Source organism: Herbaspirillum rhizosphaerae (genome assembly GCF_046025915.1).
Lineage (GTDB): Bacteria > Pseudomonadota > Gammaproteobacteria > Burkholderiales > Burkholderiaceae_D > Herbaspirillum > Herbaspirillum rhizosphaerae_A.
The window spans coordinates 248,171-260,946 of record NZ_JAQQFR010000002.1; the positions used below are offsets into that span (position 1 = coordinate 248,171).

Annotated in this window: 12 protein-coding genes; 2 read left to right on the forward strand and 10 right to left on the reverse strand. The window is 56.0% G+C overall.

Annotated features, from left to right (window positions below; all coding sequences use genetic code 11):
- The first annotated feature begins 117 nt into the window (after positions 1-117).
- Together PQR63_RS03740 and PQR63_RS03745 are read left to right on the forward strand one after the other, a co-directional pair.
- A complete protein-coding gene (locus PQR63_RS03740; protein WP_016833914.1) occupies positions 118-744 on the forward strand; it encodes a DUF47 domain-containing protein in 627 nt (208 codons plus the stop codon).
- Positions 745-832: 88 nt separating this feature from the next.
- The gene (locus tag PQR63_RS03745; protein WP_408165754.1) at positions 833-1,840 is read left to right on the forward strand and encodes an inorganic phosphate transporter; all 1,008 of its coding nucleotides are present in this window, start codon (positions 833-835) and stop codon (positions 1,838-1,840) included.
- 82 nt (positions 1,841-1,922) lie between these two features.
- On the opposite strand, the gene PQR63_RS03750 is transcribed toward PQR63_RS03745, so the two are convergent.
- The 10 genes from PQR63_RS03750 to PQR63_RS03795 all read right to left on the reverse strand — a co-directional run bounded on the left by PQR63_RS03750 (position 1,923) and on the right by PQR63_RS03795 (position 12,764).
- Positions 1,923-3,596, reverse strand: a complete 1,674-nt coding sequence (locus PQR63_RS03750; RefSeq protein ID WP_408165756.1) for a PhoH family protein — start codon at positions 3,594-3,596, stop codon at positions 1,923-1,925.
- A 437-nt stretch (positions 3,597-4,033) separates the two neighbouring features.
- Positions 4,034-4,477, reverse strand: coding sequence for a peroxiredoxin (locus PQR63_RS03755; RefSeq protein WP_094566213.1), 444 nt, complete (start codon positions 4,475-4,477; stop codon positions 4,034-4,036).
- 87 nt (positions 4,478-4,564) lie between these two features.
- Complete coding sequence (locus PQR63_RS03760; protein WP_408165758.1) at positions 4,565-5,509, reverse strand: polysaccharide deacetylase family protein; 945 nt, start codon at positions 5,507-5,509, stop codon at positions 4,565-4,567.
- A 274-nt stretch (positions 5,510-5,783) separates the two neighbouring features.
- A complete protein-coding gene (locus tag PQR63_RS03765) occupies positions 5,784-6,839 on the reverse strand; it encodes a bifunctional UDP-4-keto-pentose/UDP-xylose synthase (RefSeq protein WP_408165760.1) in 1,056 nt (351 codons plus the stop codon).
- Positions 6,840-6,853: 14 nt separating this feature from the next.
- Positions 6,854-7,771 carry a formyltransferase gene (locus PQR63_RS03770; protein ID WP_408165762.1) on the reverse strand — a complete coding sequence of 306 codons (918 nt, stop codon included), beginning with the start codon at positions 7,769-7,771 and terminating at the stop codon, positions 6,854-6,856.
- Positions 7,768-8,724: a glycosyltransferase gene (locus PQR63_RS03775; RefSeq protein ID WP_408165763.1), complete on the reverse strand. Its 957-nt coding sequence runs from the start codon at positions 8,722-8,724 to the stop codon at positions 7,768-7,770. The genes PQR63_RS03770 and PQR63_RS03775 overlap by 4 nt, the downstream gene beginning before the upstream one ends.
- Positions 8,725-8,873: 149 nt before the next feature.
- On the reverse strand, positions 8,874-9,995 hold the full coding sequence (locus PQR63_RS03780) for a DegT/DnrJ/EryC1/StrS family aminotransferase (protein ID WP_408165765.1): 1,122 nt from the start codon (positions 9,993-9,995) through the stop codon (positions 8,874-8,876).
- Between the two features lie 171 nt (positions 9,996-10,166).
- A complete protein-coding gene (locus PQR63_RS03785) occupies positions 10,167-10,538 on the reverse strand; it encodes an EamA family transporter (protein WP_094563338.1) in 372 nt (123 codons plus the stop codon).
- Between the two features lie 15 nt (positions 10,539-10,553).
- Positions 10,554-12,281 (reverse strand): glycosyltransferase family 39 protein, encoded by a 1,728-nt coding sequence (locus PQR63_RS03790; RefSeq protein WP_408165766.1) that lies wholly within the window; start codon positions 12,279-12,281, stop codon positions 10,554-10,556.
- A gap of 108 nt (positions 12,282-12,389) precedes the next feature.
- Positions 12,390-12,764: an Mth938-like domain-containing protein gene (locus PQR63_RS03795; protein WP_408165768.1), complete on the reverse strand. Its 375-nt coding sequence runs from the start codon at positions 12,762-12,764 to the stop codon at positions 12,390-12,392.
- Between the last annotated feature and the right edge of the window lie 12 nt (positions 12,765-12,776).

Consider the following 12,776-nt stretch of genomic DNA (forward strand, 5'->3'; position numbering starts at 1 on the left):
GACGCTTGGGTTCATCGTCGGGGTTACCCGGGTGGACAAATGCAGGCAATGAAGGTCGCCTAAAAAGCGATCCTTATTGTGTAAGTGCAGCACTAATTAATCATAAGAGAGTGGAACATGTTTGGACGCCTGATGCCCACCGAGGGCAAATTTTTTGATCTCTTCAACCAGCACGCTGAATTGGGTGTGAAATGTGCCAAGGAAATGGTCGCATTGATGACCAATTTCGACGATCTGGAAATTCGCGTGCATGCGATCGAGACCCTGGAAAAGCAGGCCGATAAAGTCACTCACAACACGATTGAGTTGCTGCACAAGACCTTCATTACACCGCTTGATCGCGACGACATTCATCAGCTGATTACGCGCATGGATGACATCCTCGACTTGCTGGAAGACGGCGCGCAGACCATTTCGCTTTACGACATCAAGGCCATTACGCCTGAAGCCAAGCGCTTGGCGGAACTCTGTCTGGCCTGTGCGGAGAAGGTCAAAGCGGCTGTCGGCTTGCTGCACAACATGGACAACTCGCGTCAGATCCTCGCCATCTGCGAAGAAATCGACCGTTTCGAATCGGATGCCGATCACGTCATGCGCGCCGCGATGTCTAAATTGTTCCGCGATGAGCCGGACGTACGCAATCTGATCAAGCTCAAGGCGATCTACGAAATTCTGGAAACCGTTACCGATCGTTGCGAAGACGTCGCCAACATCATCGAAGGCATCATCGTTGAAAATGCCTGATTTTCATCATTGAGCGCCATTGATTGCGCGGGTTTCAATGCCCGCGCAATCCGATGTTGCCGATGCCTCTCAAGATAACGGTTCATTCATGCATACAGTTCAAATTAGTTTTCACATCCTCGCGTTGTTGATTGTCCTGGCGCTGCTGTTCGATTTCATGAACGGTTTTCATGATGCGGCGAATGCGATCGCGACGGTGGTTTCCACCGGCGTATTGCGCCCGCAGACGGCGGTGGCAATGGCGGCATTCTTCAACTTGGCCGCAGTCTTCGTCTTTCACCAGCTTCACGTTGCGGCTTCTGTCGGCAAGGGGACAATTGATCCGGCTGTGGTCGATCATGTCGTGGTGTTCGGGGCGCTGGTCGGTGCGATTTTTTGGAATCTTGTGACCTGGTACTACGGTATTCCTTCGTCGTCCTCGCATGCGCTTATCGGTGGTCTGGTAGGTGCCGCAGTCGCCAAAGCTGGTACGGGTTCGCTGGTGGCATCCGGCCTGATCAAGATCGTTATCTTCATCGTGCTGTCGCCGTTGCTGGGCTTTATCCTGGGTTCCATCATGATGTTGCTGGTGTCATGGATCTTCGTGCGCTCGACGCCACGAAAGGTTGACGGCTGGTTCCGCCGCGCACAGTTGCTGTCTGCTTCGATGTATAGCCTGGGGCACGGCGGCAATGACGCGCAGAAGACCATCGGCATCATATGGATGTTGCTGATTGCATCAGGTTATTCCGGCACAGACAATCCACCGATGTGGGTCATCATCAGCTGCTATTGCGCCATCAGCCTTGGCACCTTGTTCGGCGGCTGGCGCATCGTCAAGACCATGGGCCAGAAGATTACCAAGCTCAAGCCGGTAGGCGGCTTCTGTGCGGAAACCGGCGGCGCCATTACCTTGTTCATCGCCACCGCAATGGGCGTGCCGGTCTCGACCACACACACCATCACCGGCGCGATCGTCGGTGTCGGGGCATCGCATAAGATGTCGGCGGTGCGCTGGGGTGTGGCAGGCAATATTGTGTGGGCCTGGATATTCACGATTCCGGCATCGGCTTTCGTCGCCGCGATCGCCTGGTGGATCGGTATGCATATCCTGTAAGCAGATAATCTCAACGGACAATAAAAAAGCCACCTTGCGGTGGCTTTTTTATTTGCTGCATGCTTCTTGCTGCGATACTGCCTTACAAGACGTCGCTGGCGTGATCTGCCAGACGTGAGCGTTCGCCGCGCGCCAAGGTGACATGGCCGCTATGCGACCAGCCCTTGAAGCGATCAACTACATAGGTCAGACCGCTGGAACCTTCGGTCAGATAAGGTGTATCGATCTGCGCGATGTTGCCCAGACAGACGATCTTGGTGCCCGGACCTGCACGGGTGACCAGCGTCTTCATCTGCTTTGGCGTCAGGTTTTGCGCTTCGTCGATGATCAGGAACTTGTTGACGAAGGTACGGCCACGCATGAAGTTCAGCGACTTGATCTTGATGCGCGAGCGGATCAGGTCTTGCGTCGCCGCGCGCCCCCATTCGCCGGCGTCGCCGTCGGACTTGTTCAATACTTCCAGATTGTCGTCGAAGGCGCCCATCCACGGCCCCATCTTTTCTTCTTCCGTACCAGGTAAGAAGCCAATGTCTTCGCCCACCGGTACCGTGACGCGGGTGACGATGATTTCATTGTAGTTCTTGGTTTCCAGTACTTGCGCCAGGCCTGCCGCCAACGCCAGCAAGGTTTTGCCGGTACCAGCCTGGCCGAGCAGGGTGACGAAATCACATTCCGGATTCATCAGCAGGTTCAGCGCGAAGTTTTGCTCACGGTTACGTGCCGTGATGCCCCAGACGCTGTTCTTGGTGTGGCCGTAATCGCGCAGCGTTTGCAGAACGGCAGTCTTGCCGTTGATCTGCGTGACCTGACCGTAGAAGGCCGGCTCGCCGTTCTTCGGCTCGATGAAGACAAACTGGTTCATCAACATCGATGGCACGTGAGGGCCGGTCACACGATAGAAGGTGCAGCTGGTGCCGTGCTTGTTTTCCTGCCAGGACTCCATTCCTTTGCCATGCTTGGTCCAGAAGTCGTCCGGCAATTGCTGGATACCCGAGTACAGCAGATCGGTATCTTCCAGCACGTGATCGTTGAAGTAATCTTCTGCCGGCAAGCCGATGGCACGTGCTTTGATGCGCATGTTGATGTCTTTCGACACCAGCACGACAGGGCGCTCGGGATACTGTTGATCCAGGGCGCGTACCACGCCGAGAATCTGATTGTCGGCTTTGCCTTCCGGCAGGCCGTCAGGCAGCTTGGCGTTCTGCAGTTTGGTCTGGAAGAACAGGCGGCCCTTGGCATCCTTATTCCCCAGTTTTGACAGTGGGATACCCAGGTCGATGGCATCTTCAGCGATGTCACTGACCAGCGCGTCGAGCGAGCGGGAAATCTGGCGGGCATTGCGAGCGACTTCCGACATGCCCTTCTTGTGGTTGTCCAGCTCTTCCAGCGTGATCATCGGCAGATAGATGTCGTGTTCCTCAAAGCGGAACAGCGAAGTCGGATCATGCATCAGCACGTTGGTGTCCAGCACGAACAGTTTTGACATGCCGAGCTTGTCGGCGGTGCGGCTGGTGGTCGATTTTGCACGCGATTCAACGGCCTTCGGCGCTGCGCGTGGTTTTTCGACCGGGCTCTTGCCGGTGATCTTGGCTTGTGGCGCCTGCGGAATCGCCTTGGCGACAGCAGGAAGGGCAGCAGGTGCGACAGGTTCTACTAATGCGATATGTGGTTTGACAGGTTTACCGCGTTCGGCCTTGGGATAGTCTTTGGGTGCTAATAAAGCAGCTGGTTTACTCGGCAGTTTGGGCAGGGGCATCAGAACCTCGGTAGTGAATGGAGAAAAAATGCCGCTTTGTCAGAGCGAACAGGTATTGCAGGAGGAACAAACAACGAAGTACGACTGCCGCTAATAAAACCCTTCTTGGTACAGGCATGCATCGCCGACGGATGCAGGAAAAGAGGAAGGAGGGCTTGATTAGTGGGAGAACTAAGGGCGTTGAACAAGACACCGTCAGTGGAGTGATGCGGCGCTGCCATCGGCGTCGGGCTGGCAGCGCTAAATTGCAAAGTAAAAAAGCCGTTTTGGCAGGTGCGCGACCTGATCCAAAAACGGCTTCTAAAAAACGGTTTTCTATTTGAATTCAAAGGCTTATCTAAAATAACCGCATCTTTCGGCTCGCTGCGGCAAAATGACTCTTCAGATCGATTTTGCCACCGCTCCGGGAAACGTCGTCTGTCGTGAGGAAACGTTTCTTAAGCAATTGTCTTCACAAAATCCAGCACCTCGTCGACATGCGATGGCACCTTCACTCCACGCCATTCTTTCACCAATGTGCCCGCGCCGTCAATCACAAACGTAGTACGTTCGACGCCGCGAACTTTTTTGCCGTACATGTTCTTCATTTTCATGACGTCGAACATGATGCACATCGTTTCATCAGGGTCGGAGATCAGCTCAAATGGCATGTCCAGCTTGGCTTTGAAGCCTTCGTGCGATTTCAGGCTGTCACGGCTGATGCCGAAGATTTCCGTATTGTGCTTCTGGAATTCCGGGTACTTGTCGCGGAATTCGAGGCCCTCTGTGGTACAGCCTGGCGTGTTGTCTTTTGGATAAAAGTACAGCACCAGATTCTTGCCCTTGTAGTCCGACAGCGAGAAGGTCTTGCCGCTGGTCATCGCTGCGGAAAAGTCAGGCACGGTTTTGTTCAGTATGGATGGTGTGTCGTCAGTCAAAGTAGCGCCCCGAGGTAAGTGTTCGTATTGTGTTGTCGAGAGTGATGGCAATCATGCCGCCTGCAGGATCATGTCTCCGGAGCGTCCCGGCAATTCGCCCCAGGCAATGGGAAGAATCGGCAAGACATCGTCTTTGACGGTCTGGTAATAGTCACCCATGGAGACCAGATCGTAACCTTGCGCGCGCCAGCCAAGCAGCAATTGCTCGAAGATGGGGGCAAGTTTCTGTCCTTCAAGTTCTGCATGCAGCGTAAAGACATGGTCTCGCATTTGCCGTTCGGTCAGTCGCAACAGCATAGCTGCGACATTTGACGTATCCATGACAACGCCGTTAATGGTGCGACCGAGCAGTTCGTCCAGCGTTGGCAAGGTGGTTGGCAACTGCACGCAGGACGAGGTCTTGCCTTGCACGGACAAGCGATGCGGGCCGGCAGAGGTATCTTCCAGCGAACCGTCTTCCTTCAACACGGCGCGTCCGTCGGACGAGTAGGCGATACCGAATTCGTCCAGTTGTGCGAACGCGTAGTCGTTCATCTGCCAGCCGGCGGCGCCATGCGTACCAGGTGTGTGGCCGAAGATGTCATGGAAACGTGCATACGAGCGCTGCATGACTTCCTGCGTCCACGCCGCATCGCGGATGCGGACATTGTCTTGCCAGACGCGGTGGTCCCAGGTGTGAATGCCACATTCGAAGCCTGCGTCACGTACCGCACGCATGTAGTTGCCGCAGGTCTTGCCGATATCCGGTGCCGGCAGCAGGGTGCCATACATCAGCGTCTTGATACCGTAATGTTCGACCACGGAGGTGCGCGATACCTTGCTGAAGAAGCCGGGGCGGAATACTTGTTTTAACGCCCATCCGGTATGGTCGGGGCCAAGCGAAAACAGGAAGGTCGCGTTGGCGCCATGACGCAGCAGTTGCTGAACCAGATTGGGAACGCCTTCGCGTGTGCCGCGATAGGTATCGGCGTCAATTTTGAGAGTGATCTGAGGCAAGGCGTCTTGCTTTCTTGATGGGGAAAATGATTGCAGCCTGCCGTGAAGAAGAACGAAGGGCAGATCCGATTGCCGGATGCCTAAATTGTGGCACGAAAGGCGCAGCGAATAAACCCATTTTGAGGATTCATTCGTATTTGCTCAAGCTGTGAGGAAAGCGAGAAGAGGATAGCGCGAAAAAGTGGAACTGCTTCGCGAAGGGAGAATAGGCGCAGAAATGAAAAAAGGATCCGCTTGAATGAGCGAATCCCTTTTTGTCAGACCATCGAAATGCTTAGTCGACCAGTGCGCGCGCTTCGGCCACTTGACCGCGGTAAGCGTCGAAAATATTGCGCAGGGTGTCGGCCATGGTGAAGGTCGGCTTCCAGTTCAATTCTTCGCAAGTATTGGTGATCTTTGGCACGCGATTTTGCACGTCCTGATAACCCTTGCCGTAGTAGGCAGTGGAAGTGGTTTCCACCAGTTTCACCTGCTTGGCGGAATCGGCGTATTCAGGATATTCGGTAGCCAGCTTCAACATCATGTCGGCCAGATCTTTGATCGAATAGTTGTTGGTCGGGTTGCCGATGTTGTAGATCTTGCCGGTAGCGATGCCGCCTTCGTTGGCGATGATCTTCATCAGCGCATCGATACCGTCATCGATGTAAGTAAAGGCGCGCTTTTGCTGGCCACCGTCAACCAGCGAAATGTTCTCGCCGCGGACGATGTGACCGAAGAATTGTGTCACGACGCGCGAGCTGCCTTCTTTCGGTGTGTGGATCGAATCCAGGCCGGCGCCGATCCAGTTGAACGGACGGAACAGGGTGAAGTTCAGGTTGTCTTCCATGCCGTAGCCCCAGATCACGCGATCCATGAGCTGTTTGGAGCAGGAGTAGATCCAGCGCGGCTTGTTGATCGGGCCGCAGATCAGTTCGGACTCTTCGGAATCGAATTCGTCGTCATGGCACATACCATAAACTTCCGAAGTCGACGGGAACACCAGATGCTTGCCGTACTTGGCGGCTGCACGCACGATTGGCAGGTTGGCTTCGAAGTCCAGTTCGAACACGCGCAGCGGCTTGTTGACGTAGGTCGACGGTGTCGCGATGGCGACCAGCGGCAGGATGACGTCGCACTTCTTGACGTGGTACTCAACCCATTCCTTGTTGATCGTGATGTCGCCTTCGAAGAAGTGCATACGCGACTTGTACGCCTCGTTTTCCAGAATGTCGGTGATACGGTCGGTCATCATGTCCATGCCATAGACGTGCCAGTCTGTGGTTTCCAGAATGCGCTTGGACAAGTGGTGGCCGATGAAGCCGTTGACGCCGAGGATGAGGACTTTTTTCATAATAAGTGGGCGGCTTAGACAGCCATGTATTTCAGATAATTGTTAAGAGAGACATCCTGATCGTTGATCTGGATGCCCAGGATTTGCAAATAGTTGCCGTCACCGCAGCGTGCGTAGAGGCGGCCGCCTTCAAAGAACTTGTCTTGTGCGCCGTGCGACCTTTCCAGTGTCGGACGGGCAGAGGCTGGGACCATTCGCGTTCTCACCAGCGTGATTTTATCACCTGAGATTTCTTCAAAGGCGCCGGGATAAGGAGGTGCGACGGTTCTGACCAGATTATGCACGTGTTGTGCAGGCTTTTTCCAGTCGATACGGCCATCTTCCGGCTTACGGCCACCGAAGTAACTGCCCTTAGTCAGATCGTTCGGCAGCTTGGGAGTACGCCCGGCCAGCATCAGTGGCAGAACACGCCACAAGGTTTGCTCAGCGGCAACGACCACCTTGCCGAAGACCTCGAAAGCGGTATCGTCGGGCAAGATAGGCACGGCGGTCTGCGCGACGATTGCGCCGGCATCCGGCTTGGCCGCCATTTCATGCAGCGTGGCGCCGGTTTCGGTTTCGCCGTGCAGCACCGCCCAGTTGATCGGTACGCGACCGCGGTATTTGGGCAGCAGCGAACCATGCATGTTGTAGGCGCCGTGCTTGGCCAGCGCCAGCAGGTTCACCGGCAGCATGTGGCGATAGTAGAAGCTGAAGATGAAGTCCGGCTGTGCAGCCTGGACTTGCGTCAGCAACTGCGGTGATTTCGGATCTTCCGGCGTGATGTAGGGAATGCCGTATTCACGGCAGACGCTCGCCACCGAGCTGAACCAGATATTTTCCGTCGGGCTGTCTTCATGCGTGACCACCAGCGACACGCGTACACCGCGCGCCAGCAATACTTTCAGGCAGCGGACGCCGACATCGTGATAGGCAAAGACGACGGCGTTCATGAGCTTTGCTTATCCTCACCGGAGGATTGCTCAAGAATCGCTTGCACCACATAGCGAGGACGCGCGCGTACTTGCAGGTAAATGCGGCCAATGTATTCGCCGAGGAGGCCGATGCCGAACAGGATCACGCCGATCAGGAAGAAGGTGATAGCGAACAGCGTAAACACACCTTGTACTTCCGCGCCGAGAATGAAGCGGCGAATCACCATCAGGATGAACAGCGCGGCTGAGGCGAATGAGAGACCGATACCCAGCAGCGAAAAGAACTGCAGCGGCACCAGTGAGAAACCCGTCACCAGGTCGAAATTGAGGCGGATCAGGCTGTACAGGGAATACTTCGATTCGCCGGCCGAGCGCTCTTCGTGTTCGACGATGATTTCTGTCGGCTTGCGTGCAAATGTGTAAGCCAGTGCAGGTACAAAAGTATTTACTTCGCTGCACTGGTTGACGAGGTCGATCACATTGCGGCCGTAGGCGCGCAGCATGTTGCCCTGGTCGGTCATCTTGATGCGCGTGATCTTTTCGCGCAGATGATTCATGGCCTTGGAGGCCCAGGTGCGCCATGCCGAATCCTGGCGCTGGCGGCGAATTGAGCCGACGTAGTCGTAGCCTTCGCGCATTTTGGCAACCAGGTTGCCGATTTCTTCCGGCGGGTTTTGCAAGTCGGCATCGAGCGTGACGACGATGTCGCCGCGCGTCGCCTCAAAGCCAGCCAGGATAGCCATGTGCTGGCCGTAATTGCCGTTGAACAGCACAACGCGAGTCACGTCCGGGCGGGCGCGATATTGGTCGGCCAACATGGCGGCTGATTTGTCACGGCTGCCGTCGTTGACATAGATGACTTCATACGCGATACCGAGCGCGTCGAGCGCCGGATAGAGGCGGGCGAACAGCTTGGCAAGGCCGGATTCCTCGTTATATACGGGGATGACGACGGAAAGTTCTGGTTTCATCAAAGCCTGATAATGAAAAATTGCTGTACTGAAAGCGATAATGTAATACATGCAAGCCGCGTACCACCGATCAAGCGGCAGTTTGTGGCGGCGAGCAGCCCGGAATATTGCCATCCGGACACGCTCACGACGCCATGCGGGCCGTCAAATTATGCGAGCACGGATTTTACCGCGCCGACCGCACGCTCGACATCTTCTTTACTCATTGCAGTAAACATCGGCAGCGACACGATCAGGCGGCCAACGCGTTCGGCGATCGGGAACATGCCTTCCTTGAAGCCACGGTCGCGATAGAGTTTGAGCAGATGGATAGGCGGGTAGTGGTAGCCGATGCCGATCTGGCGCTCCATCATTTTTTCCATGAAGACTGCGCGCGTGATGCGCTCCGGCAGCACCAATTGGAACATGTGCCAGTTGCTGTTCTCGAAGTCCGCCACCGGCAATTGCGCACCAGTCTGGGCTTCGAAATCCGGGCCGAACACCTCGAAGTAGTGTTTTGCCAGGCCGCGGCGCTTCTCGGTAATGGCATCGATGTGTGCGAACTGGCCAAGACCGATGGCGGCTGCGATGTCGGTCATGTTGAATTTGCCACCCAGCACGTCGACTTCCAGCCCATCGAAACCGCTGCGGGTCACGCCTTGCAGGCGATATTTTTCAGCCAGGCGCGCTTCATCAGCGTTGTTGACGACCAGGCAACCGCCTTCGGAGCTGGTGACGTTTTTGTTGGCCTGAAAGCTGAACGAGACGAAATCGCCGAATGCGCCGATGCGCTTGCCTTTCCAGGTCGAGCCCAGCGCCTGGGCAGCATCTTCAATGACGCGCAGATTGTGCTTTTTGGCGATGGCATACAGGCGGTCCATGTCGACCGGCAGACCGGACAGATAGACCGGGATAACCGCCTTGGTGCGTGGCGTGATGGCGGCTTCAAGCTTGTCGAGATCGATGTTGCGCGTAATCGGATCGATATCCGCGAACACGGGTGTGGCGCCGGTTTCGATGATCACGTTGGCAGTTGCTACCCACGAGATTGGTGTCGTGATGACCTCGTCGCCCGCGCCGATACCGGCGATGCGCAAGGCAATTTCCATGGTGCAGGTGCCGGAATTGAAGGTGCGCACAATGCGGCCGTCCAGATAATCGGACAAGGCCTTTTCGAAAGCCTGCACCTTGGGCCCGCTGGTGATCCAGCCGGAGCGTAGCACGTCGCCGACAGCGGCGATCGTAGCTTCATCGATGGTCGGTTTGGAAAATGGTAAAAACGACTGGGTCATGGAATGCTCACAATGAATCGGATAAAAGTCGGAAAAGATTCGTATCCGGGTCTGAAAATGAAATGCTGCCAATGTTGCGGCTTAAAGCGGCATCAGGCGCCTACATACCGGCGCGTATCGACATATGTTCGACGCGTATTGTAAATCAGTCAATTCATGCTGGTCAGCAAATTAGCTTCGGGTCAGCAGGACGACGCCGACAATGATGACACCGATCGCCAGCAAGCGCTGTGCCGACACGGCCTCGCCAAGGAAATACCAGGCACCGATGGCATTGATGATATAGCCCAGCGACAGCAAAGGATAGGCGACGGTCACATCGACGCGCGACAAGCCGATGATCCACACGCCGACTGAGATAACGTAGCAGGTCAGGCCACCGATGATCGGCAATTGCGTTGCCAGCTTGATGCCCGTCGAGAACCAGTTTTCCGCCGTCAGGTGGATGGCGCCGACGGCGTTGGTGCCGGCCTTCAGCAACAGCTGGGCGACGGCGTTCAGGCAGATGCCGACAAAAATGAAGCCGAAAGTAGCGAGATTCATGAAGTTGCTTTCTTATTATTTGTTTTGGCCTGTACCGGCCGTGGCGCTGCCCGGGCCGTCAGGATTGTTGGCGACGATCACGCGACGCGGATCTTGCCCGATCAGGCGCATCGGAATGCCGCGCTGCTTCAGGTCGGCGTAAATGGATGGATCCATGATCGCGATGTCCTTCTTGCCGGCGGTATGGTCAGCGACCCACTGTGCGACGAAGGCATCGACGGTTGGTAGCCACAACTGAGGCTCTTGTTTCAGGCCAAATTCCATCTCGTCGGCATGGCGCACCAGTGTCATCGTACGTTGCAGATAAAAGGGCAGTGCCTGCTCGTAGCGACCGACCAGATACATGGGCGTTTCCGGTGTCAGCTCTGCCTGCAGTGCCGGCACGTAGTCGATACCTGCCGAATAGCGGCCTTGCGGGTCATGGCCCAGCATCAGCAACTGACCGCTGATGAAGGCGCCTGCTGCGAGACAAACCATGGCCACATCCTTTTGGCTGCGTGCGAACCGGATCGCCAGCACCGCTCCGATAAAGGCGACGATTGTTGCAGCGTAAATCCACGGCACGTGTGCCGTCACCAGCGGCAGCGAGTAAGCATCCTTGGCCAGCGCCGGGACACGAGGAATGAAGGCCATGGCAATCGCGCAGGGAACCGCCACAATCGATGCCGACAGCACGATGGCTTTGAAAGTGGCACGTTCCAGATAGCAGGCAATCAGCAGCGCCAGCGTCGGGAAGATAGGCAAGATGTAAGACGGCAGCTTCGAACTCGAAATGCTGAAGAACACAAAGATGAAGACCGACCAGATCAGCAGCATCTTGCGCGGCTGGAATTTGCCGCTCGACAAGCTGCTGAAGCTGCTCCCGCTGTGCTCCTCGCGTGTACCCGTCAGCAGGCTTTGCACAAAGACGCCGAGCCACGGGATGATGCCCAGCAGCAGGATAGGAACGAAGTAGTACCAAGGCCCGGTGCGGCTATGAATTTTGGTTGTGAAGCGCTGAAAATGCTCGTGGATGAAGAAGAATTGCGGAAACTCAGGATTCTTCATCGACACCAGCACAAACCATGGCGTACAGATGGCGAAAAACAGGATCAGGCCCTTGATCAGATGCAGCCGTTTCCAGATGGCCCAGTCGCGCGAAAACAGCGTGTACAGCACCAGCACGGCGCCCGGCAAGACGATACCGATCAATCCCTTGGACAAGACTGCCAATGCCATGCCGACCCAGCACAGCAACATCCAGTTGCGCTGTTCGTCGCGATTGGCGTCATTGCGCTGTGCCAGCAGCAGGGCGCAGACGCTCAGCGTCATCATTGCGGCCAGACCCATGTCCAGCGTGTTGATGTGACCCATGCCGGCCCAGAAGAAGCTCGATGCCAGCACCAGCGGCGCATAGAAGCCAACGCGGTCGTTGAACATGCGGCGACCGGTATAAGCCACCATGCCGATGCCGAACAGGCCGCACAGACCGGTCCACAGCCGCGCCTGCCATTCACCGAGGCCGAACAACTCGAAGGTAATCGCATTCATCCAGGTTTGCAGCGGCGGCTTTTCGAAGTACTTGATGCCGTTCAGGCGTGTCGTGATCCAATCCTGGGTTGCTACCATTTCGCGCGCCATTTCGGCGTAACGGCCTTCGTCGGTCGGCACCAGAGTGCGGGCGCCCAGCATGTAGAACCAGACCAGCAGGAAGAGGATGAGTAGCGTCCAGACGAACGGCTTGGATTTATACAGTTCGCGCATCAGGCGAGATCCTTAGTAAAAGCGGTGCAAAAAGCAGGTGATGAAACGGTAAAAGCGATGATTCGGATCAGCGAAGCCGATCGGCGCGCGAGTTCTTTCGTGCTGGGTTCAGTGTTCAATAATGAGCGCCAGCGCTACTTTTCGGCCTTCCGCCATCAGGATGTTATAGGTCCGGCAAGCGGCCTGATTGTCCATGCATTCCACGCCGATACGGCGTGCAGTCAGGGAGGTCGTCAGCTTGGGATGCACGAAACGTTGGCGCTTCCCGGTGCCGAGAATGACTACGTCCGGCTGGGTCGCATCGATCTGCTCGAAATGCGCCGCGGTCAATTGGTCGAACGCCGGCACTGGCCAGGCTACCGGGGGTGTTTCCGGCAAGACAAGCAAACTATGGTCGAAACGGGCGGCATTGATTTCGACGCCGCTGTCGTCATAGGAGGTGACGGTCTGGTATTGCTGGGTTTCTGTGGAATGGAGCTTCATGGCGCGCAGTGT